At 39.0% G+C, this 22590-nt stretch carries 18 protein-coding genes, 1 tRNA gene and 1 pseudogene; 19 read left to right on the top strand and 1 reads right to left on the bottom strand.

The window, feature by feature from the left end:
• The 7 genes and pseudogenes from KKC17_03770 (at position 1) to KKC17_03740 (ending at position 11086) form a co-directional block, all read left to right on the top strand.
• Positions 1-2550, top strand: a complete 2550-nt coding sequence (locus tag KKC17_03770) for a type IV secretion system DNA-binding domain-containing protein (protein MBU1039308.1) — start codon at positions 1-3, stop codon at positions 2548-2550.
• Between the two features lie 172 nt (positions 2551-2722).
• The gene (locus KKC17_03765) at positions 2723-3427 is read left to right on the top strand and encodes a hypothetical protein (GenBank protein ID MBU1039307.1); all 705 of its coding nucleotides are present in this window, start codon (positions 2723-2725) and stop codon (positions 3425-3427) included.
• A gap of 124 nt (positions 3428-3551) precedes the next feature.
• Positions 3552-5114: a DNA polymerase III subunit gamma/tau gene (gene dnaX, locus KKC17_03760; protein MBU1039306.1), complete on the top strand. Its 1563-nt coding sequence runs from the start codon at positions 3552-3554 to the stop codon at positions 5112-5114.
• Between the two features lie 71 nt (positions 5115-5185).
• Positions 5186-5256 (top strand) — tRNA-Gln (locus tag KKC17_03755).
• A gap of 666 nt (positions 5257-5922) precedes the next feature.
• A pseudogene (locus tag KKC17_03750) lies at positions 5923-7454 on the top strand (site-specific DNA-methyltransferase).
• Positions 7451-10192: a DEAD/DEAH box helicase family protein gene (locus KKC17_03745; protein ID MBU1039305.1), complete on the top strand. Its 2742-nt coding sequence runs from the start codon at positions 7451-7453 to the stop codon at positions 10190-10192. The pseudogene KKC17_03750 and the gene KKC17_03745 overlap by 4 nt, the downstream one beginning before the upstream one ends.
• 72 nt (positions 10193-10264) lie before the next feature.
• Positions 10265-11086: an inositol monophosphatase gene (locus KKC17_03740; protein MBU1039304.1), complete on the top strand. Its 822-nt coding sequence runs from the start codon at positions 10265-10267 to the stop codon at positions 11084-11086.
• A gap of 122 nt (positions 11087-11208) precedes the next feature.
• On the opposite strand, the gene KKC17_03735 is transcribed toward KKC17_03740, so the two are convergent.
• Positions 11209-11916 (bottom strand): hypothetical protein, encoded by a 708-nt coding sequence (locus KKC17_03735; protein MBU1039303.1) that lies wholly within the window; start codon positions 11914-11916, stop codon positions 11209-11211.
• A 128-nt stretch (positions 11917-12044) separates the two neighbouring features.
• Between KKC17_03735 and KKC17_03730 the strand changes: the two genes are divergently transcribed.
• The 12 genes from KKC17_03730 (at position 12045) to KKC17_03675 (ending at position 22585) form a co-directional block, all read left to right on the top strand.
• Positions 12045-12740, top strand: coding sequence for a VTT domain-containing protein (locus KKC17_03730; protein MBU1039302.1), 696 nt, complete (start codon positions 12045-12047; stop codon positions 12738-12740).
• 149 nt (positions 12741-12889) lie between these two features.
• Positions 12890-14551, top strand: a complete 1662-nt coding sequence (locus tag KKC17_03725) for an acetolactate synthase large subunit (protein MBU1039301.1) — start codon at positions 12890-12892, stop codon at positions 14549-14551.
• Between the two features lie 137 nt (positions 14552-14688).
• Positions 14689-16053, top strand: a complete 1365-nt coding sequence (locus KKC17_03720) for an NAD-dependent succinate-semialdehyde dehydrogenase (GenBank protein ID MBU1039300.1) — start codon at positions 14689-14691, stop codon at positions 16051-16053.
• 5 nt (positions 16054-16058) lie between these two features.
• The gene (locus KKC17_03715) at positions 16059-16709 is read left to right on the top strand and encodes an HAD family hydrolase (protein MBU1039299.1); all 651 of its coding nucleotides are present in this window, start codon (positions 16059-16061) and stop codon (positions 16707-16709) included.
• A 7-nt stretch (positions 16710-16716) separates the two neighbouring features.
• Positions 16717-17478, top strand: a complete 762-nt coding sequence (locus tag KKC17_03710) for an SDR family oxidoreductase (GenBank protein ID MBU1039298.1) — start codon at positions 16717-16719, stop codon at positions 17476-17478.
• 18 nt (positions 17479-17496) lie between these two features.
• On the top strand, positions 17497-18144 hold the full coding sequence (locus KKC17_03705) for a YdcF family protein (GenBank protein ID MBU1039297.1): 648 nt from the start codon (positions 17497-17499) through the stop codon (positions 18142-18144).
• 3 nt (positions 18145-18147) lie between these two features.
• Positions 18148-18819, top strand: a complete 672-nt coding sequence (locus KKC17_03700) for an ROK family protein (GenBank protein ID MBU1039296.1) — start codon at positions 18148-18150, stop codon at positions 18817-18819.
• Complete coding sequence (locus KKC17_03695) at positions 18812-19309, top strand: DUF2127 domain-containing protein (GenBank protein ID MBU1039295.1); 498 nt, start codon at positions 18812-18814, stop codon at positions 19307-19309. The genes KKC17_03700 and KKC17_03695 overlap by 8 nt, the downstream gene beginning before the upstream one ends.
• Before the next feature lie 369 nt (positions 19310-19678).
• Complete coding sequence (locus KKC17_03690; protein ID MBU1039294.1) at positions 19679-20044, top strand: hypothetical protein; 366 nt, start codon at positions 19679-19681, stop codon at positions 20042-20044.
• 4 nt (positions 20045-20048) lie between these two features.
• Positions 20049-20192: a hypothetical protein gene (locus tag KKC17_03685; GenBank protein ID MBU1039293.1), complete on the top strand. Its 144-nt coding sequence runs from the start codon at positions 20049-20051 to the stop codon at positions 20190-20192.
• Between the two features lie 68 nt (positions 20193-20260).
• Entirely contained in the window at positions 20261-21508 is a 1248-nt protein-coding gene (locus KKC17_03680; GenBank protein MBU1039292.1) for a hypothetical protein, read from the top strand.
• 39 nt (positions 21509-21547) lie between these two features.
• On the top strand, positions 21548-22585 hold the full coding sequence (locus tag KKC17_03675; GenBank protein ID MBU1039291.1) for a rod shape-determining protein: 1038 nt from the start codon (positions 21548-21550) through the stop codon (positions 22583-22585).
• The last annotated feature ends 5 nt before the right edge of the window (positions 22586-22590 follow it).

Genomic DNA, 22590 nt, shown 5'->3' with positions numbered 1-22590 from the left:
ATGCTAGTCGGTTTTTTATTTCAATATCATTTGGGAAATTCTGATTTAGCCGATGCCTTAGCCAGCGATTTAAGCCAGGAAACCTCTTGGTTGTGGCCAGTGGTGGGGATTATTTTGGCTTTAGTGTTTTTGTTGTTTTTTTTACGTTTTTTATTTAATAGACTAAGTGCCTTACGAGCCAGTTTAGATATGGTTTTATTGTTGGTCTTGTTACCCAGAGAAATCGGCTCGCCAACAGATAAGGACCATAAAACCAACCAGACTCCAGAAACTATAGAGGATCAAATGGGTGTGGCCGAAGTTCTGTGGTCGGCTTTAGGCGGTTTAAAGCCACAATCCAGATTAAAACGTTGGTTTATGGGCGGACGGGACCATTTATCTTTTGAAATGGTTTATCAGGGCGGTTTAACTTCTTTTTATGTGGCCGTGCCTAAAAAATTAAGAATTTTTTTGGAACAACAAATTCAATCCAGTTATCCTTATGCTATTTTGGAAGAAGTTGCTGACTATAATATTTTTTCTGCTCGCGGAGTAACTGCGGCAGCACGCCTTAGGCTTAGTCGTTCGCCGGCTTTTCCCATAAAAACTTATAAACAGTTTGATAGTGATACTTTAAACGGATTAACTAACGGTTTAGCTAAAATACCAGCTGATTCAGCGGCTGCTGTGCAGTTGGTTGTTCGGTCGGCTCATAAAAGTTGGCGTCGGCGCGGTGTGTGGCTGGCTTCGCAAATGCAACAAGGTAAAAGTTTAGTGGAAGCGGCTGGTTTAAGTTGGGGACTACGGGTTATTCAAGGTTTGGGTGATTTTTTTAGCACCGTAAAGAAAAATAAAGCTAAAGTTACCGGTCAGGAAAATTATCGCCTGTCACCTCTGGAAGAGGAGATGGTTAAAGGTTTGGAACAAAAAGCCGCTAAAGCCGGTTTGGATGTGGTAATTCGTTTAGTGGTAGCGGCGCCCAATCGCCAAACAGCGGAGAGTGGTTTACATAGTTTAGTAAATTCTTTTGCCCAATTTAATTTTTATCAATATGGTAATAGTTTTAAAGCTCGTCGGCCATTAAATTTAAATCGTTTTCTTTATAAGTTTATACATCGGGTTTTTGATAACAGATTTAGAATGGTTTTAAATACCGAAGAGCTTACTTCGCTTTATCATTTTCCTTTACCTAATAGCGAAGCACCCAATATACGCTGGTTAACTTCGCGTAAGGCCCCACCGCCCAATAATATGTTGGCCGATGGTGTGGTTTTAGGCACCAGTGAATATCGGGGAACAAAAACGGAAATTAAATTAAGTCGGGAGGATCGGGCCAGACATTTTTATGTTTGTGGAAAATCCGGTACAGGCAAAAGTGTCTTAATTGAAAATATGGCAGTGCAAGACGCGGCTAATGGTGAAGGTTTGTGCGTTATTGATCCACATGGCGATTTGGTAGAGGCTATTTTAGGCCGTTTGCCAGCCCACCGGTTAAAAGATGTTATTTTGTTTGACCCGACTGATAGCGAGCGGCCACAAGGTTTGAATCTTTTGGAATACGACCCAAAATATCCGGAACAAAAAAGTTTTGTTATTAACGAAATGATTAAAATATTGGATAAGCTTTACGACCTTAAACAAACCGGTGGTCCGATGTTTGAGCAGTACATGCGCAACGCCATGTTGCTTATTATGGAAGATCCGGAATCTGGTTCCACTTTAATGGAAATACCTCGAGTGTTAGCTGATGCCGATTATCGCCGAGCTAAATTAGCTAAAGTAAAAAACCCTGTAGTCTATGATTTTTGGGTAAAAGAAGCGCAAAAAGCCGGCGGTGAAGCGGCTTTGGCCAATATGGTGCCTTATATTACTTCTAAACTTACACAATTCGTAGCTAACGATTTAATGAGGCCGATTATTGGCCAACAAACCAGTGCTTTTAATTTACGGCAAGTAATGGATGAAAGAAAAATTCTTTTAGTTAAACTAAGTAAAGGTAAATTAGGCGATACCAATGCTTATTTATTAGGGTTGGTTATGGTGGGCAAAATTTTAATGGCCGCTTTATCTAGAACCGATGTGCCCAAAGAACAGCGACCGGATTTTTATTTGTACATAGACGAGTTTCAAAATTTTATAACTGATTCTATAGCCACTATTTTATCTGAGGCTAGAAAATATCGCCTTAATTTAATAATCGCGCACCAATATATTGGCCAATTGGTTAAACATAACGATACTTCCATTCGCGATGCTGTTTTTGGCAACGTTGGCACCATTGTTAGTTTTAGGGTGGGTGTGGAAGACTCCGAGTTTTTGGCTAAAGAATTTTCTCCGGTTTTTACCACTTATGATTTAATTAACTTGGAGCTTTATAATGCTTACGCTAAGTTGTTAATAAACAATATACCGTCTAGGCCTTTTAATTTTAAAACTTTAGCGCCACCGCCCGCCGATTTAACTATAGCTAATCGCTTAAAGGAAGAATCCCGACAAAAATATGGTAAGCCGCGGCAGGAAGTGGAACAAGAAATAATTAATCGGGTTAAGGCTAGCACCGAAGTTGTTTAGGTTAGCAGACTTTTAAACAGCTGAATAATTTTTGTGTTCAGGGCGGTAGCAGGAACCGCTGTTGTTTGTTTGACTGTCTTTAAGTTATAGCTATATAATTTAGCTATAGGTTCTTATTTAAAATAAAACTTAAAAAGTTAAACCAAAAAGGTTTGCTAAAGGAAACAAAAGTATGCCGAGCACAAATAAAATTACGCTGATAAAACAACTGGTGGAAGCGGCCAGTAACAATCTTATAACAGCCAATCAATTATTAAATGATGTGGCTGGAACTCCAACTACCAGCGGTGGTAAGAAAATTTTGCCTCCTACTTCAAACGAAGAGGGCGGTGGCGGAATTCAAAGAACCGAGCAGGGTGCGGTTATAATTGAAGGCGTGTTTGACGGGCAAAATATGGTCGGTCCGGATGGAAAAATGTACAGTGTGCCAGCCAACTATGCTTCTAAATCTAAATTAGTTGAAGGTGATTTGCTTAAGTTAACCATTAGCGCTAATGGTTCTTTTATTTATAAACAAATTGGTCCGGTGGATCGGGATAGATTAATGGGTGTTTTGGTAAAAGACGAAGAGAGTGAAGATTTTAGAGTTTTGTGCCAGGGTCGTTATTATAAATTATTGTTGGCCAGTGTTACTTATTTTAAAGGTGAATTGGGCGATGAGATTGTTATTCTGGTGCCCAAGAATACTACTTCCACTTGGGCGGCTGTGGAAAATGTTATTAAAGCTGGCCAAGAAGCGCCAATTTTGGAAAATAGTTCAACAGACACCTTAGAAACAACTTCTAAAGCCCCGCTTAAAAAAACCACTAAAACAGCGGTTAAAAACGGTTTAAAGGTTAAAGTTGGCGAGCTGAAAGCGGAAAAAATAGAGATTTAATCCTATCTTATTTTAGTAAATTAAGCGCCCGTCTTGGTTAAACTTAAACAAAGGCGGGTGTTTTATTTGGTAATTTTTTAATTGTTTGCTTAAGCGGCAGTTACGCGTTACAATAAGTTTTGCTATGACTGAAACAATTTACCGTAAATATCGTCCCAGCACCTTTGCCGAAGTTATTGGGCAGGATCATGTAAAAACTATTATTGAACAGGAAATTATTAATAATAAGCTAACCCATGCTTATTTATTTTGTGGTACCAGGGGAGTTGGCAAAACCACTATGGCCAGACTTTTAGCTAAATCGATTAATTGTGAAACCAGAAAAAATAATCTGGCCGAGCCCTGCAATAAGTGTCAGTCTTGTTTGGAAATAAATAAGGGGCGTTCTTTGGATTTAATCGAGATTGACGCGGCTTCTAACAGGCGTATAGACGACATTCGGGAAGTTAGAGATAAGGTGCCTTATGGTCCGGCCCGGTCTAAATATAAAGTGGTTATAATTGACGAGGTGCATATGTTAACTAACGAAGCTTTTAATGCTTTGTTAAAAACTTTGGAAGAACCGCCAGCCCACGTTATTTTTATTTTGGCCACCACCGAGCCGCATAAATTACCCGAAACAATTTTATCCCGTTGCCAAAGGTTTGATTTTCATCGTTTAGCCGTGGCTAACCTGATGATTCGTTTAAAAAAATTAGCCGCTGCCGAAAAGGTGGATATAGCCGAGGATGTTTTGCGCGAAGTGGCTCATTTAGCCAATGGTTCTACGCGGGATGCCGAAAGTTATTTAGGTAAACTGTTAAGCTTAAACGAAGCCACTATTACTTATGCTCAAGCCGGTTTGGTTTTACCCAGGGCCGACGCGGCTATTGCTTTGGGCTTTATTGGTCATTTAGTCAATAATTCGTCAGCTCAGGCTATTGCTGAATTAAATGATTTTTTATTAGCTGGCGGAGATTTAGGTTATTTTTATAGCCAGGTTTTGGAATTATTGCGTAAATTACTTCTTTATAAATTAGGTGGCAATTTAACAGATTATTCTTCCTTGCAACTAAAAGAGGAGCAAGAAAAAGAACTGGCTCAGTGGGCTTTAAAGATAAGCCAAAATGCTTTGCAAAGGATGATGGTTATTTGGCTGGAAGTGGATAATTTAAGAAAACAATCGCAGTCTTTTCAAATTCCTTTGGAATTGGCAGTTATAAATATTTGCCAGAACGAAGAAAGTATTACCAAGCCATCTAGCAAGATTAATCCGCCAGCGGCTAAGACTAACCAGCCTCTAGAAGCGGTTAAACCTATTCTGGCGCCAGTAGTGGAACCAGCCGAGCCACAACAGCCTAAATTAGGGGCCAAAACACTTTCAGCTGAATTAACCTTGGAAAAAATAAACCAAGACTGGGCCGAGGTAATAAATAAATTACGGGACCTTAATCATTCATTATCTTTTATTCTTAGTATTGCCAAACCGTTTAAATTGGTTGGTAATGAATTAACTATTAGTTTTCAATATAAATTGCATCAGGAAAGAGTGCGAGATAAAAAAATAAGACAGCAGGTAGAAGATGTTTTAAGCCAGGTTATCGGCGGAACTATTTTGGTTAAGACTGAAATGGAAGAAGTTACTAAGGGAAAAAGCGGGGATTTGCTTAGTAATGTTTTAAGCACTTTTGGCGGTGAGTTAGTCTAAGAGTCTTGATTTTTATATTGTTAAACATTACAATATTGGTCGTTGGCTTTTTTGGTATTTGTGTTTAAAGCTGGGAGATCGTCTAATGGTAGGACGCCAGGTTCTGGCCCTGGTAATCATGGTTCGAATCCATGTCTCCCAGCTTTGTACATAAATGGTTTATAAGATGACAGACATTAGTCTGTTTTTTTGTTTGGGATAAGTTAATGGATTCGAAGGGCGCGATGATATTTCCTTTGTCATTGCGAGGAGCACGGCGACGACTTGTCCGCCGTAGCTTCTAGTCCTGCCGAAATTTTAATAAAGGAGGATAGCGAAGGAGGAAGCAATCTGATAGGATTTTATAATTTTTTGAATTTTGGCCTAAATTTTCCTCATAGGCTAATTCGTACGAATTAGCCTATGTTATCCACAGGCTGGTTTTGGCTGATTTTAGCTTAGTTATCTTGTTTGGTAATTTTTGGTATAGTAAAGCTATATGAATATGCTAACTATGGCCAAAATCAAAGCCGGCGCCACCCCTAATCCGACTATTGAGATAGTTAAAATCTGTCCTCCTCTGGCGGAAAATCGCTAAGGCTCTTAGTGTTACCTTAGATGATTTAATAAAGTAATTATGCAAAAAAGAAGTTACAAGGGCTCGTTACGGCTGGATTGGATAAACAAAGACCTTTCGCTTTACTACGAAATTGACGAAAAGGAGGGCAAGGGTGTCCGGCCGGTTTGGGTGCCGAAAAATGATATTCGCGTTGCCGAACCGCGCATTTTACGCTTTGCCAAAGACTTTGGCGACAAGACAGGCGATAACATGCTTATCAAGGGCGATAACTTGTTAGTTTTGCGAAGTTTGGTTGAGATGTTTAAGGGCCGACCGGATAAGGAAAAAGTGAAATGTATTTATATTGACCCTCCATTTAATACAGGGAACGCCTTCAAACACTATGACGACAATCTTGAACATTCTGAATGGCTAACAATGATGCGCGACAGGTTGTTTCTGCTACGCAAACTCTTGAGAAAGGACGGGATTCTTTTCGTACATTTGGATGATAAAGAAGTCGCGTATTGCCGTGTTTTGCTTGATGAGACATTTGGCAGACAGAATTATCTAAATACTGTGACTATAAAAGCAAATAGTCCTTTTGGTTTTAAGCACACTTCAAATCAGCTTTTCAAATCAGCAAATAACCTTTTGATTTTCGCAAAAGACTCTGCTCAACTGAAATTCAAAAAGACATTTATTGAAAAGGGATATGATCAAGCATATCGTTGGGTTTTTGACGATATAAAAAAACCAGAAGATAAATGGTCATGGAAGAATATTGATGAAGTTGTGGCGCTAGAGCTTGGATTTTCAAATGCAAGGGACGCAAAAAAAGAATTAAGAGAGGATGAATTTAATGCTGAAAGAGGAGTTTTTGCAATTAAAAATGCCGAGAGAGTCTTTCGTACGGCGTCGGTTACTGGTGGAGCTCGTCTCAAGAGGATTAAGACTCTTGAAAAGTCGCGCAAACTCAAGAATAAAATTGTTAGACATCCAAATGATGATATGGACTATTTATTCATTGGGGGCGAGAGAGTCCTATTTTATAGAGAAAGATTACAGGAAGTGGATGGAAATCTATTGCCAGTAGAGGCGATAACAGATATTTGGGACGATATTTCTTGGGAAGGAATTGCGGGCGAAGGAGGGGTTGACTTTCCCAAATCAAAAAAACCTGAAAAACTTATACAGCGTATTATCTCAATCTCGACTGAAAAAATGATTTGGTTTTTGACTCTTTTGCTGGTTCTGGGACCACGGGAGCCGTGGCGCACAAAATGGAACGTCGTTGGATTATGGTAGAAATGGGACGTCACGCTGACGAACTCATCATGCCACGCCTACAAAAAATCATCTCTGGGAAAGATCAAACAGGGATAAGCAAGGATGTGAACTGGAAAGGTGGCGGAGGGTTCAAATACTACCAACTAGGCGAGAGCGTGATACATGAACAAGATATGAATTGGTCGCTGAAAGCAGCAGAAATGGCCGAAGCAGTATTTTTACATTTCCAATACAGACCGATAGAGACGAAGTGGGTGGAGAAGGAAGGTATGTATCTCGGCAAGCACCAATCTGCACGCTATCATTTCGCCATTTCTTTTGCTTCAAGAGAAGTAAAAACACTAACGGCTGATCTATATGAAAAAATTATTGCCGAATTGGAAAGAGAAAAATTCAAACACCTAACAATTTTTACCAATGTCGCCGTTTCCGTGCCGCCAGATTCGTTGGACGATCGCGTTATGGTAAAAAAGATACCGGCAGCAATTTTGAGAGAATATAAATTACTATGAGAACAAAACCGCAAACATTTTACGATTTAGTGAGCCAAGACCAGCAATACAAAATTGCCGTCGGTTCGCCGTCGCCAAAAACGATTGAGAATTACGAAAAGATACAGCATTTGCTTAAATTTGCCTTGCGCCCGTATCAAATAGAAGCATTGAGCGCATTTCAACTTTTTTGGAAAGACAAGTTTGACAGCCGGAGCTTAAAGCAGAAAACACTTCAACAAGGAAAAGACGATGACGATAAGATTGTTGGGTGGAATAAGGTCGGTTTTGAAATGGCGACCGGTTCCGGCAAAACCCTTTTGATGGGCGCGGCGATTTTGGACTTATACCACCGAGGTTTTAGAGATTTTCTTATTCTCACTCCGAACACAATTTTGTTTGATAAGACGATAGAAAACTTTACGCCGCGCGCAGTAAAAAGCATTTTTGGCGACGGTTGGAATTTAACCTACAACTTGGTTACGGGAAATTCTTATCGTGATAAAACCTGCAATTACGAAGATGATCGCGACGTTTCTTTCTATGTTTTCAACATGCAGAAGTTTTACGATAAAGCGGCTTCATCGAACAAAAAAGACGGTGAAGATACAATGAAAGGGACACCATATGTTCGCCGGCCGCTTGAAGAATCATTGTGGCGTGATAAAAGCGGGCAACACACCATATCGTTTGTGGAATTTTTACGCGAAAAGCGGCCAGTCATTATTTCTGATGAAGCACACCACTACCAGCAAAAGAAAACCGCAGAAGCAATTTTTGAGCTCTTGCCGAGCGCTGTGCTGGAATTTACCGCAACATCACTTGAAAAAGGTGGTAGCGAGAGTTTTGGACAAGACAACTTATACAAGTATCCAATGCAAAGATATATTGGAGAGGGATATGGCAAGAGGATTTTTGCGGTTGGTTGCGGAACAAGCGACGAGAAAATTTCAGACGAAGTGACCGATAGTGATAAGCAGAAATTGGTTTGGGGCATGTTGATTCATTTGCTAAAAACCGAGTCGCTTGCCGCCGCTAACGCGCCAGTGAAAAAAGCGATGTTGCTTACCAAAGCAAGAACTATAAAACACGCGGACGCGATTGATGATTATCTCAAAAATTGGCCTGATTCGGTTGCGGGCGAGCTTGATGATGTGTTGGAACAAGTAAATCGTGAAGGAACCGATATTGCTAAAATTGTTCGTACGAATATACCAAAAAACAAATCAGAATTAGTAAAAAAATTGTCGCGAGTGGCAAAATCTGTTTTCACCATTCATAGCGAAAATAAAAGCGAGGAAGAGGTCTGGACAGATTATCAATCGCTCGACGACAATAATGCCGAAGTTGTAAACCAAGTCCGTATATTCACCGAGGGCGTTGATTACGACAATTTTTATACAATCGTTGTTTTGGGCGATACTGTTGAGAAAGTTGGTCTCGCGGCGGCCCAACTTATCGGGCGTGGTCTCCGACTTTACAAAGAAAAACGGGAGTTTGATATTTTGGGCGATGAACTAAAAGAGCAGAGCGAAATTTTACATGTTATTTGCGAGAGGGGCCGCCGCTTTGATCAAATCGTAGAAGAAATTCGGCAAAAATTAGCATTGTCGCCGGCAAATGTTGAAATTCCAACCGAGGAAGAAGACCGCGAGAATAAAGTAAACAGAAAAATTATTGATGACTACGAAATTCCAATTTTGCAGATCAAACCAACTGCAACCGGTAAAAGTTTTGAAGACGCGCTAAAAGATCAATCGTTAAGCGTTAAAGCGTTTGTTGATGAGGTGTGCGGGCTTTCCAAGGGTGACAAAGTTCTAAAGCCAGAAGTTTTGGCAATGATTGACTATGCGGAAATTACAACTGATGAAATCGCCATGCAGACTGACAAGCCAGCGACTACCCGCAGAACAATAGCTTTGCCTAAAAACGAAATTGCGCGCTGGGCGTTAGATTTTATAGAACAAACTGGCTCATTTATCGGAAATAACTCATTTGATACTGCAAAGAAGCTGATAGAAAACATTATTGGTGCCGGAATACAGGTTGATACCGCCTACGCGGTGGACTATAAACGCGCCTTGAAAGCTCTAAAAAAGAGTATTATTGAATTTTACGGACAAGGCGCATTTGAATTGATGTTCAAGAGACAATTTATATTCCGAAAGAAAAATGTAAAAGATATTTTTGTGGATGGCAAAATTACTGTTAGAAAACGAGACGGACTTACTCTCAACTTGATTCCTTCTCATCAACCCATGTCCTCGCACTTACAGCAGAAAGGTATTATTGTTGAAGGATATAAATTTTCTGCTCGTCCGTTTGTAAAGTTTGATTCGCCGCCCGAAAAATGGGTCGCTGACGCTTTGGAGCATCTTTGTTCATTGGACAAGAAAAAGAAAAGTTTTTGGGTTAGAAATGATCCTTTTGAGTATCCCGTTGAAGTAAAGCCAGCACCATTTTATCCGGACTTTCTTGCGTTTATCGAAGGCAAGTGGATAGTCGTTGATGTTAAAGGCAAGCATCTTGCCGAAGCGAAACAAATTGATGACCGCAAGAAAGCCCTAAAACTTTTAGAAAAAGAGGGCGGCGTTCAAACTTTTTTCCTCGTGGACAAGGCAATGGAAAAAAGAGGGTTCAAGGCAGTTAAAATTGCGAGCGTGAGCGATTTTGAGGGATATGACGAATTACGCCACAAGGAATTGGCAACCGAAGAATTTACAAACGGACAGAAGCCAACATTGTTTGATAAAGAATAATTTTACTACAAACTTGTTATCCAAAGCGGTTGGTTGGGAGATAGTTTTGAATGGCAATCTTAATTTGTCTTTATGAAAAAATTTAGCAAGCAAACAAAATTCCTATTAAACTTATCCAGCAAAGCTAGTCGGCTAATGCTTAAGTATTACAATCCTTGTGGGGTAAGTTATACTATTAAAAATAAAAAGGCTGATTGGGGATTGGATGCCGTAACCAAGGCCGACATTGCTGTTAACCAAATGGTTCTGCGCGAGGTGGCCAAGGCTTACCCGGATTTTGATGTCTTGGGTGAAGAAATAAGTTCTAAAACAATTGGTCGTAAATTATTTGTGGTGGACCCCATAGATGGCACGCATATGTTTATTATTGGCGCGCCGTTGTTTGTTTTTTCGGCCGCTATTGTTATAGATGGTCGGCCAGTGGCTGGAGTGCTGTGTAATCCTTTAGCCAGGCGCACAGTACTGGCCGAAAAAGGCAAGGGCGCTTATTTGGTGGAAAAGAATTTTAAGTTATCAGTAAGCAATAAAAAAATTTTGGCTGGCGCTTTAATAAAAACCGGTTGGAAAAGTTCGTCCGCTTCTGTTTTACTTCATAAACAAAACGCTCGCACGCCCGAGGTTTATTCGGTAGCTGAAGCGGCTTCTTTAATAGCTACTGGCGGGTTTGATGGTTGTATATTTAATGGTAAATTAGCCCATGACATTGCGGCGGCTAAAATAGTGGTGGAGGAAGCTGGTGGTAAGGTAACAGATTTATGGGGGAAGGAACAAAAGTATAACGGGTTTATTAAAGGCGCTTTATTAAGTAACAAACATTTGCATAAAAAATTGTTGTCCATAGCCAAAAAATCTGGAGTCCTAGAAGAGTTTAAAAAGTCTCATCCCTTTAAATAATTTCTTTATAGGCTAATTCGTACGAATTAGCCTATGTTATCCACAGGTTAATTTAGGTTATTTTGTTGTTTTTAATATTAAAAAACCAAGTTGTTTTTTAAACAACTTGGTCATAATAATTATTATTTTACCGATGGCCAAAACACTTGGTCATAATTGAATTCCGTGCAGGTACAGGTAGTGTTATGACACTTCCAGCAGCCATTACCATAACGTTCCAAAACAGCTTGTTCTAAATCAACTGTCAATAAATTGGCTATAGCTATTGTCCAGGCTAGAGTATCAGCTAGTTCTTTGGAAAATTCTATTTCTATGTCGTCTATGGTTGTATGGGCGGAAAAAGTGCTGGGAGTTTTCATAGCTAGTATCAATAGTTCGCTTATTTCCTTGAACAAGCGGTTAAGAATATTTTCAAGACCCTTGGATTTATTTTTAGCGCCGTAGATTTTTTTAAAATGTCGGCACCATTGTTTTAAGGTCCAGTTCAGTTGAGTAGGGTTTGGATTTGTTAATATACTGCTAGGTCTTTTTTCTGGACACTTACAAGGTAATTTTTGGCAGTAACTGCAATGGCTATTGGGGTATTTTTGAGACATAACAACCGCCAGTTGGTCGCTAGCAAAGTAATCGGCTACGCAGAAAATTCTAGACACTATTCTTGCTAAAGCTATTTTTAAATCAGCTGGGTCGGCTTGTTTTCTGATAGCTTCTTGTAAATCGGCTATAGCCAGATTTAAAAAGACTATGCGCTGCAATAAGTTTTGCAGGAATATTCTATTTCTTTTGCCGTAGAGTTTAAAAAAATGCTCCATTAATTTTTGTAGATTCATTTGGCACCTTTATATGTTGTTTTTAATAATGCTTTATTTATTTGCCCTTACCTTAAAGCCAATACTTAGAAAAGTCAATTTATTAGTTTTTCTGTGATTATTTATTAAATTAATGTTATATTTTGAGTATGACTAAATTTAAAGAAATAATCGGTCTGTTGATTTTACCCATTATAGTGCTGAGCACTTATTTGGTTGTTTACGTAATTTGGCGCCTATTGGGATTGCCAGTGGATGAATCAGTCGCTAACATGATTTTGGAAAAGTTTTCTGAATTAGGTTTGTGGGTGGTATTTCTGGGCGCCTTTTTAGAAGGGTTTTTTATTGTTGGCCAGTATTTTCCGGGTGGAGTCATTATTTTTTTGGGAGTAATATCTTCGGGTCAGGATATTTTAAAAGTCGTTACTATGGTGCTTATTGTTATGCTGGCTTTTGTGGCTTCTTATTCAGTCAGTTATTTATTAGGTAAGTATGGTTGGTACAAACTATTTATGAAATTCGGTTTTAGCAAAGCCATTGAACTGGCTAAACAAAAACTAGTTAGTAAGGAATCCACAGCGGTTTTGTTTACTTACTGGAATCCTAATCTAGCCGCCATGACAGCTACGGCCGCGGGAATTTTACAAATTCCTTGGCGTCGTTTTGCCGCTTATTCTTTGGCTGGCATAGTATTTTGGGAAACTTTTTGGGGTATATTGGTTTTTAAACTTGGTCCATCGGCCCTTAAAATTATGGGTTTAAAGTGGGTTTTAATTATTTGCGTCGCGTGGGTGCTGATTATTTTATTAAAACATTATTTGTTTGATAAGGAAAAGGCAGGTTAAATTATTTAATTTTAGCCAAAAAATCACTGAACGGCTCAGTGTTTTTTACTTTGAGGTGTTCGTCAGTTCCTTATGTTTTTGTGAATTTAAGAAGGTTAGCGGGTTTTTTTGATACAAGCTCGGTAGTCTGCTAAAATAGATGGACGTTTATGTTAAATAAAAACCCTAAAACAGCAGCGGAAATTATAGTGGAAGCCTTGGAAACAGAAGGCGTAAAATATGTTTTTGGCTTGCCTGGTGAGGAAAATTTGTCTTTGTTACAAGCTTTAAGTAAATCAACGCAAATAAAGTTTATTTTAACCAGACACGAGCAAACCGCCGCTTTTATGGCGGCTACTTATGGCCGTTTAACAGGTAAAGCTGGCGTGGTGCTAAGTACCTTGGGCCCCGGTGCTACCAATTTGGTAACCGGCGCGGCTTATGCCAATTTAGGTGGTATGCCACTTATTATAATTACTGGGCAAAAAGCTTTGCGTAAATCTAGGCAAGGTCATTTTCAAATATTAGATGTGGTTAGAATGATGGAGCCGGTTACTAAACTGGCTAGTACTATAGTTAGCGCTGATCGGGCGCCCTTTATGGTGCGGGAAGCTTTTAAAGTGGCCGAAAGCGAACGGCCGGGCGCGGTTCATTTAGAACTGCCTGAGGATATAGCCGAAGATATAACCGACAAGCAAGTTTTGTTGCCAGTAAAAGTTAGACGACCCGGGCCCGACCCCAAAGCTATTACCGAGGCGGCTAACAAAATAATGTCAGCTCAACGGCCGTTAATAGTAATTGGCGCTGGGGCCAATCGCAAAAGAATTCATAAGCACTTAAGCGAGTTTGTAAAAAAAACCGGTATTCCTTTTATAACCACGCAAATGGGTAAAGGCGTGCTAGACGAAACCAAAGAATGTTATATCGGCAATACAGCTTTAAGCGAGGGAGATTATATTCACTGCGCTTTGCAAAAAGCAGATTTATTAATTGTTGTTGGTCATGAAACAGTGGAAAAACCGCCGTTAATTATGGCTCAGGGTGACAGAGAGGTTATTCATATAAATTTTTCCGAGGCGGATGTGGATTATGTTTATGCGCCAACCTTGGAAGTGGTAGGCGATATTGCTCATTCTTTGTGGGCGCTGGCCGAAAAAATTAAACCTAGTGTTGTTTGGGATTTTTCTTATTATAAAAAGTTAAGCCAAAAATTAAAAGAACATATTTTAGAAAAAGCTGACGATTCAGCTTGGCCTTTAAAACCGCAACGATTAGCTAAAGACTTGCGGGATTTTATGCCAGCAGACAGTATTTTGGCTTTGGATAATGGTATGTATAAATTGTGGCTGGCTAGGAATTTTCCTGCTCGGGAACCTAATACAGTTTTGTTAGATAACGCTTTAGCTACTATGGGCGCCGGCTTAGCTTCGGCTATGGCGGCTAAATTACTTAATCCGGAAAAATTGGTGGTGGCCGTGGTGGGTGATGGCGGGTTTATGATGTCTTTAGGCGACTTGGAAACAGCTGTTCGTTTGAGTTTGGATTTAGTAGTGGTTGTTTTAAATGACAAAGGCCTGGGTATGATAAAGTGGAAACAACAGCAAATGGGTTTTACTGATTTTGGTTTAGATTTTACTAACCCCGACTTTGTTAGTTTAGCTAAAAGTTTTGGCGCTGGTGGTTTAAAAGTAGAATCGGCTGAAGGTTTTACCAAGGCTTTAGATAAAGCTAAGGTTTTAGGCGGGGTGCAAATAATAGATTGTCCTATAGATTACAGTGAAAATAAAAAAGTTTTTGATGAAGAGCTAAAACAAAAAACCTGTGAACTGTAAGAATCAAAAGTAGGGTCATTCTGAACCCTTCGTTCGTAGGGTGAAGAATTTTGTTAGCAAATTTTTAGGTGTTGAGATCCTTCGGCTAAGGCCTCAGGATGACATCTAACGTGTCAATTAATTAGGATTTAAACTTTATGCCTTTTATTTCCAAAAATCCTTTTACTTTAAAAGTCGAAGCTGAGTATCAAGAAATTTCTTCAAGCGAACTTGATAATAAGCTGGCTTTGGCGGCGCAGGCCTTTACCGCTTGGAGTGCTTTAAGTTATAAGGAGCGAGCAGAACATTTAAATGAATTAGCTGCTTATTTAAGAAGCCATAAAGAAGATTTAGGGTTTATTATTACTAAAGAAATGGGTAAGCCGCTGGCGGCCGCTAATAGTGAGGTAGAAAAAAGTGCTTGGGTGCTGGAGTATTACGCTGAAGCTGGAGAAGATTTATTAAATAAAGAAGTCATAAAAACCGACGCTGGTTCCAGTTATGTTGTTTTTGAACCCTTAGGCGTTATTTTGGGAGTAATGCCTTGGAATTTTCCGTTTTGGCAGGTTTTTCGGTTTGTGGCGCCTACTTTAATGGCTGGTAATACTGTGGTAGTAAAACATGCTTCCAATGTGCCACAATCAGCTGAATTAATTGCTAAAGTTTTTAAAGATAGTGGTTGTCCGGAAAATATTTATCAAAATTTATTAATAGGCTCAACCAGAGTAGCCGAGGTGATAAAGGATGACAGAATACAAGGAGTTAGTTTAACCGGCAGTGAAGCAGCCGGGCAAAGCGTGGCCGCTATTGCCGGCCAAGCTATTAAAAAATCAGTTTTGGAATTAGGCGGTAGTGATCCTTTTATAGTTTTACAAGAGGCGGATGTGGATTTAAGTTGCCAGGTGGCTGTAACAGCCAGGCTTAATAATGCCGGACAAACCTGTATTTCGGCTAAAAGATTTATTGTGGAAGAACCAGTTTATGATCAGTTTGTTAGTCAGTTGTTAAAACATTATCAAAATTTAATAGTGGGCGATCCGGAAAATAAAGAAACCAATGTTGGCCCTTTGGCTACAGAGCAAATTTTATTAGAAGTGGAAAAACAAGTGGATCTTTCGGTTAAATTAGGGGCCAAAATTTTGTGCGGTGGCCGGCGCTTGGCTAAAACCGGTTATTTTTATCAGCCAACTATTTTAACAGATGTTAAACCAGGTATGCCGGCTTATGAGGAAGAAGTTTTTGGTCCGGTAGCGGCGGTTATAAAAGTAAAAAATTCAGCCGAAGCTATTACTATAGCCAACGACACCCGTTTTGGTTTGGGCGCTTCGTTGTGGACTAAGGATGAAAAATTAATACAAGAATTAGTGCCACAAATAAAAGCCGGTTCGGTGTTTGTGAATTCTATGGTTAAATCTGACCCCCGGTTGCCTTTTGGCGGCATAAAAAAATCCGGTTATGGCCGGGAAATGGGTGCCTATGGTATTAAGGCTTTTACTAATATTAAAACAGTGTGGATAAAGTAGTTATTATGATTCGCAAAATTAAAACAAAAAATAAAATAAAAGCTGTTTTATTCGATTATAACGGGGTTATAGTGGATGATTTAGGCGCTTGTGGTCGGGCCGAGTGTGATGTGATAGTCGATTTAGGCGGAAAAAGATTGTCTATGGCTTATTGGTTTAAAAACATACACCAAGATTGGCAGGGGTTTTATTTGGAGCACGGCGTACCTAAAAATAAATTATCTAAAGTTCATAATTTAATGAACAGTCGATATAAAAAATACGAAAAATACATTAAAGCAAATTCGGGTGTTAAAAGTTTATTACAAAAGTTAAATAAAAATAATATAAAAATGGGAATTTTAAGTGCGGCCGGGCAAGATATTGTAAAAAATGGTTTGCAAAAATTTGATTTAGAAGATTATTTTTCTTTTATTGTGGCTGGGGAAGACGTTGTTAAGCCCAAACCGCACCCGCAAGGCTTATTAAAAGCTATTAAACTTTTTAAATTACAACCCACAGAAATTATTTATGTTGATGATATGCCGAAAATGTTTCCTGTGGCCAGTAAAATCGGTTTTAAAACAGTAGGTTTGTATTCGCAAGTCAGTGGGGATTTATCGGCAGCTGATATTCAGATAAAAAAGATAAAATCTTTAGCTAATTATTTAAATTAATAAATTTATGTTTAATTTAACAGGCAAGGTCGCTCTTATTACTGGAGCTAAGCAGGGCATGGGTTTAGCGCATGCTAAAGCTTTAGCTAGTCAGGGCGCTAAGGTGGTGGTAACAGATATAAATTTGGCAGAGTGCCAAAAAGTAGCCGAAGAAATAATTGGCGCTGGTGGCCAGGCTATAGCTTTTAAAATGGATGTAACTGATTTACAAGAAATTAATCAGGTATTTGCTGAAGTGGAAAAACACTATGGCCGGCTGGATATTTTAATAAACAATGCCGGAGTTTATCTGCCTAAAGCCGCCACTGAATTAACAGAAGGCGATTGGGATAAAACTATAGATATAAATTTAAAAGGTCAGTTTTTTTGCGCCCAGGCGGCCGCTAAGTTGATGACTAAGAATAAATGGGGTCGCATTATAAATATTTCTTCTATAGCTTCGGGGCAGGTAGGTGTGGGTATTGCTGGGGGTGTTCATTACACCTCTTCTAAGGGAGGGGTTATTGGTATGTCCGAAACTATGGCTATAGAATGGGCGCCTTTGGGTATTACAGTTAATGTTATAGCCCCCGGCGCTATAGATACGCCTATGGCCTCTTCCTCTGATATACCCAAAGAAGCTTTACAAGGGCTTATGGCTCGCATACCGCTTAACAGAATGGGTTTACCCGAAGAAGTGGCGGCCGCGGCTGTGTTTTTGGCTTCAGGGGAAGCTGGGTATGTAACCGGCGCCACTTTACATGTGGACGGCGGTTGGCTAGCTACTTAGTTTACGTTAATTAGTTTTATGGGTAATGAGGTACATAAAGCGGCTAAAATATTGTGGAACTACCACCGGCTTAATCAATCGTTGAAAAAAGCTGATTGTATATTTGTTTTAGGCAGTCATGACGTCAGAGTGGGCGAGATGGGTGCTGATTTGTTTTTGGAAGGTTATGCCCCTTTGATTATTTTTTCCGGTGGATTGGGTAATTTGACTAAGGATATTTGGTCAAAAAGTGAAGCGGATATCTTTGCTGAAATTGCCGTTAACAAAGGAGTACCTAAGGAAAAAATTATTATCGAGAATAAATCCACTAACACTGGAGAAAATATTTTGTTTACCAAAGAGCTTTTAAGGAAAAAGAACGTCAATCCTAATTCTTTTATGGTGGTACAAAAGCCTTATATGGAGAGAAGAGCTTACGCAACTTTTAAAAAATTATGGCCGGGAAAGAGTTTAATAGTTACTTCACCTAGAATATCTTTTGAAGATTACCCTAACGAGCAGATACCCGAAATCGATTTAATAAATATCATAGTTGGAGATTTACAAAGGATTAAATTATATCCAGAAAAAGGTTTTCAAATACCGCAAGAGATTCCTGATGACGTTTGGGCAGCTTATGAATTTTTAGTAAAAGAAGGATATAATAGACACTTGATAAAAGACTGATTTATGAGCCAACGAATTTTTAAAATTTTGTTTGATATCGGCGGTACTTATGTTCGAGCTAGCTTGGTTAGTGGACAAAAAATAATTAAGACCATTAAAATTAAACAGTTAGCTAATTTAGTAGATTTTAAAAAAAATTTTAGCAAATTGTTTAGTCGATTATCAGGCGATCAGCAGATTAGTGTGGTGGATATTGGCGTGGCCGGGCGGGTAAGTGGTACTAAAGTTATAAGTTGCAGTAACATCCCTTTTTTAAAGAATTTTAATTTTAAAACATTACTGCCAGTTGGTGTTAAATTAATAGTAGATAATGATGCCAGATGGCGTTTGCGGCAAATTTTAAAAACTAAACCACTTTGGCAAACTAAGAAAATTTTGCTTATAACTTTAGGTACGGGTGTGGGGAGAGCTGTGGCCGAGAACGGTCGGGTTAAGAAAATAAAAAAGTTGGAACAGCGCGAACCGTGGGAAAGCGAGTATAAAATTAAAAAATCTGACGGATTAGATAACTTTGTTAGTTGGTTACATCCAAAAATAGCTGATCTAGCAAATAAATATAATCCGGAGATATTAATATTAGCTGGTGGCTTATTAAAAAGAAAAAAGGATTTGTTATTTGTCTTGTTAAAAAAAATTAAAAAATTTGGTAGTAAATTAGTGGCTGTTTATGATTAAGAAAAAAGCCAGGCTTTATAAGGTTTTACACGGTTTGTTTGATATTACGATTATTAGTAAATCTTTGGAAGGTTTGGCTGAATTATTTGCCGGCTTAATACTTTGGTTTAACCCGACCGGATCGATTGTGGGTTTAGTGGGTTGGTTATTTTGGCGGGAATTAGCTGAAGATCCATCAGATTTTATAGCCAATTATTTAACCAATCTTTCCAGCCATATTTCTTTTAAAGTGCAGTTTTTTTTGGCTGTATATTTTTTATTACAGGGCTCAGCTAAAATAGTGCTATCGGCAGCTGTTTATCGTGGCTGGCTTTGGTCTTACCGTTGGTATGAATTATTTTTGGCTATTATATTAACATACCAAGCGTATCATTGGTTAATTAGGCCAACTTGGTGGTTGGCTGGTTTTATAATTTTTGATTGTTTAGCTATTTGGTTAATAGAAATGGAATACCGGAAAAGATTATTGAATAAAATATCCAGCTTGTAGTAAGCTGGATATTTATGGTTTGAATTTATTAATCTGGAGGAGAACTTAGGAAACAGTTTTGATCCAAAGATCACTGTTTCGAATTAATTGACCTCTGGTTAGAGCTAGTTAGTACCAGCTAAACAGACCAGCACAATTAATTTTGTCTCCCCTCCAAGTTATTAAGCACAAAACTTGATTGTTAAATAACAGTTAAATATATAATTAGAGGTGAGAAAGTCAAGGGTTGTGGAACAGGTAAATTAGGTAAATTATTTTTAAGCTTAGAGTAAGGTTTAATAAGATTGTTCTACACTAGTTTGTCAAGCAAGCGGTTTAGGTATTAAACTACAGTAGCAGAGAGTTTATTCTTGATAGTTGCTTTAATTTATGGAAAAAGAACCTTTAGCAGAAAAAAATAAATTAGAAGCGTTGCGTAATGTTTTTAAACAAACTCCAGCCGCCGCCCAAATGGAATTTTATAATAGGCCAAAGTCTCCAGAAGGTTTACCGGCTTATAATTTAGCGGATTGTTTTATTACTAGCTTTGACGCTATTTTTTTACATTTGCAAGCAGCTCAAGGGGAATTGGATCCGAATGTTTATGAAACAGTTAAAATGCAATTAGAAACAATGCGTCAATGGGTCGAAGATAGGGCTAAAAAATATAGCGGGTTTGTTGATAAAATACCTGAGGAAATAATGATTGAGTTTCAAGAAAAATTAAATGCTTTGGAAAAAATTATTTTTGATTAATTTTATGCCTAAAGATCAAATTTTTACCGCCAGCGCCATAGTTTTAATGTTATTTGTGGCTTTTGTAGATTGGACAGTTACTTCTTGGTTGCTTTTGGCGGCTGTTGTGTTGTTGTTAATGGCCTGGTACAAAAGGGGAAAATTTTAATTTTTAAATAAAGTTGATTATAGTTAACAAAAGTTGTCTTTTGTGGTTTAGTTTGCTAGCCTTAGAATATGTTGCAATCACAATTATTCAGTAAAACCGCTCGGCAAGTGGCCAGTGAAGAACAATCAACTAATGCCCGTTTATTAACCCAGGCCGGTTACATAGACAAGCAAATGTCTGGCGCTTATAGTTATTTGCCTTTGGGTTTAAGGGTTTTTAATAAGATTTGCCAGATTATTAGGGAAGAAATGAATGCCGTGGGTGGCCAAGAATTGGTTATGACTTCTTTGCAACCCAAAGAATTATGGCAAACAACTGATCGTTGGGTAACGCCGGAAGAAATAATGTATAAATTTGAAGAAAAATCAGGTGCCAGTGTGGGGCTGGCTTGGACTCATGAAGAGCCCATAACGCAAATTGCCAAACGTTTTATCAGTTCTTATCGTGATTTGCCTAAATACGTTTATCAATTGCAGACCAAATTCCGCAATGAGCCCAGGGCTAAATCGGGCATTATGCGTACCCGGGAATTTGTTATGAAGGATCTATACAGTTTTCATACTACGGAAGAGGATTTGGATGCTTATTATGAAAAAGTTAAACAAACTTATTTAAAAGTTTTTGAACGTTGTGGACTTAAGGCTTTAGTGGTGGAAGCTTCGGGTGGGGCTTTTACTAAAAAATATTCCCATGAATTTCAGGTTTTAACTGAAGCGGGTGAGGATTACGTAATTTATTGTCCAAATTGTAGCTATGCTCAGAATTTAGAAGTAGCCAAAGGCCAGGCAGGTGAAGAGTGTGTTAATTGCCACCAAACCAAGTTGCTTAAAGGCAAGAGCGTTGAAGTTGGAAATATATTTAAATTAGGCACTAAATTTTCCGAAAGCCTTAAACTTTATTACAGCGATGAAGCCGGCGAGTTAAAACCGGTTATTATGGCTTCTTATGGTATTGGGCCCGGGCGGGTAATGGGTACGATTGTAGAAGTTTTTAATGACGAGGCGGGAATTATGTGGCCGGAAGCAGTGGCGCCTTTTAAAATTCATTTGCTTAATTTGGGTAAAGAGGCTGGTGTTAGTCAATCAGCCCAAGAATTATATACTTTACTAAGTAAGGCCGGAGTGGAGGTATTATATGATGATCGGGATGAATCAGCCGGGGTTAAATTTAAAGATGCTGATTTGTTGGGTATGCCTTGGCGAGTTATAGTTGGGCAAAAAAACTTGCCCAAAGTAGAATTAAAAGCTAGAAATTCTCAGGAAAGTATTTTGCTGACAGTGTCGGAAGTACTGAATAAATTTAGTGTTCAATCTTAGTCTGGACATAAGGCTTAGCATCAGATAGAATTAGGCTGTATGTTTAAGTCTTTCTTGGGTAGATTTTCCCGCGATATAGCAATTGATTTGGGTACGGCTAATACCTTGGTTTATGTTAAGGATAAAGGGATAGTCGTAAACGAACCTTCGGTGGTGGCTATAAACACCAGAACCGATCAAATTGTGGCCGTTGGTCATGATGCCAAAAAAATGATAGGCAAAACTCCACCGCATATTGTGGCCACCAGGCCATTGGTTGGCGGGGTAATTTCGGATTTTGAAGTTACCGAAAAAATGCTTAAGTATTTTATTGATCGCGTGCATAAAGAAAGTTATGCCATTTCCCCCCGGCCCCGCGTAGTCATAGGCATTCCTTTGGATGTTACTGAAGTGGAACGCAAAGCAGTGGAAGATGCTGCACAGTCGGCCGGAGCCAGGGAAGTTTTGTTAATAGAAGAACCAATGGCGGCGGCTTTGGGCGCGCGTTTGCCAGTCAGGGATGCTACCGGTCAGTTGATTATTGACATTGGCGGCGGCACTACCGAGATTGCTGTTATTTCTTTGGGTGGCGTGGTAATGTCACGCTCTTTGCGTATTGCTGGTGATGAAATGACGGACAATATAGTTCAATTTGTTCGTGATCATTTTAATTTATTGTTGGGCGATAGGACAGCTGAAGAAATAAAAATGAAAATAGGCAGTGCTGTAGCCCTAGACGAACCAATAGAAATGCGAATTAGGGGACGCGATTTAATGACTGGTTTACCCAGGGAAGTGGTTATTAATGATACGCAAGTTCGTGAATCATTACAAAAGATTTTTCGGGCTATGGTGGAAAATGTTAAATCGACTATTGAAAACACCCCGCCTGAATTAGTAGCTGATATTTATGAAAGAGGTATCGTTATGACTGGCGGGGGTTCTTTACTTAAAGGTTTGGACAAATTGTTGGCTGGTGAATTGGCTATACCGATTCAAGTAATCGACGATCCTTTAACCGCTGTGGTGCGCGGGGCTGGAGTTATTTTGGATGATATTGAACATACTAGGGATTTATTATTGCCTTCCACTAAATAATGGAC

Source organism: Patescibacteria group bacterium, assembly GCA_018817715.1.
Taxonomy (GTDB): Bacteria; Patescibacteriota; Patescibacteriia; order Veblenbacterales; family UBA10138; genus JAHITT01.
Note: the sequence above shows the minus strand (reverse complement) of the source record. Positions and strands in the feature narration are given on the sequence as shown.

What these genes read in the sequence shown, in the direction of transcription:
- KKC17_03770 (MBU1039308.1), top strand. Translation starts at nt 1, where the DNA reads ATGCTAGTCGGTTTTTTATTTCAATATCATTTGGGAAATTCTGATTTA.
- KKC17_03765 (MBU1039307.1), top strand. Translation starts at nt 2,723, where the DNA reads ATGCCGAGCACAAATAAAATTACGCTGATAAAACAACTGGTGGAAGCG.
- dnaX (MBU1039306.1), top strand. Translation starts at nt 3,552, where the DNA reads ATGACTGAAACAATTTACCGTAAATATCGTCCCAGCACCTTTGCCGAA.
- KKC17_03745 (MBU1039305.1), top strand. Translation starts at nt 7,451, where the DNA reads ATGAGAACAAAACCGCAAACATTTTACGATTTAGTGAGCCAAGACCAG.
- KKC17_03740 (MBU1039304.1), top strand. Translation starts at nt 10,265, where the DNA reads ATGAAAAAATTTAGCAAGCAAACAAAATTCCTATTAAACTTATCCAGC.
- KKC17_03735 (MBU1039303.1), bottom strand. Translation starts at nt 11,916, where the DNA reads ATGAATCTACAAAAATTAATGGAGCATTTTTTTAAACTCTACGGCAAA.
- KKC17_03730 (MBU1039302.1), top strand. Translation starts at nt 12,045, where the DNA reads ATGACTAAATTTAAAGAAATAATCGGTCTGTTGATTTTACCCATTATA.
- KKC17_03725 (MBU1039301.1), top strand. Translation starts at nt 12,890, where the DNA reads ATGTTAAATAAAAACCCTAAAACAGCAGCGGAAATTATAGTGGAAGCC.
- KKC17_03720 (MBU1039300.1), top strand. Translation starts at nt 14,689, where the DNA reads ATGCCTTTTATTTCCAAAAATCCTTTTACTTTAAAAGTCGAAGCTGAG.
- KKC17_03715 (MBU1039299.1), top strand. Translation starts at nt 16,059, where the DNA reads ATGATTCGCAAAATTAAAACAAAAAATAAAATAAAAGCTGTTTTATTC.
- KKC17_03710 (MBU1039298.1), top strand. Translation starts at nt 16,717, where the DNA reads ATGTTTAATTTAACAGGCAAGGTCGCTCTTATTACTGGAGCTAAGCAG.
- KKC17_03705 (MBU1039297.1), top strand. Translation starts at nt 17,497, where the DNA reads ATGGGTAATGAGGTACATAAAGCGGCTAAAATATTGTGGAACTACCAC.
- KKC17_03700 (MBU1039296.1), top strand. Translation starts at nt 18,148, where the DNA reads ATGAGCCAACGAATTTTTAAAATTTTGTTTGATATCGGCGGTACTTAT.
- KKC17_03695 (MBU1039295.1), top strand. Translation starts at nt 18,812, where the DNA reads ATGATTAAGAAAAAAGCCAGGCTTTATAAGGTTTTACACGGTTTGTTT.
- KKC17_03690 (MBU1039294.1), top strand. Translation starts at nt 19,679, where the DNA reads ATGGAAAAAGAACCTTTAGCAGAAAAAAATAAATTAGAAGCGTTGCGT.
- KKC17_03685 (MBU1039293.1), top strand. Translation starts at nt 20,049, where the DNA reads ATGCCTAAAGATCAAATTTTTACCGCCAGCGCCATAGTTTTAATGTTA.
- KKC17_03680 (MBU1039292.1), top strand. Translation starts at nt 20,261, where the DNA reads ATGTTGCAATCACAATTATTCAGTAAAACCGCTCGGCAAGTGGCCAGT.
- KKC17_03675 (MBU1039291.1), top strand. Translation starts at nt 21,548, where the DNA reads ATGTTTAAGTCTTTCTTGGGTAGATTTTCCCGCGATATAGCAATTGAT.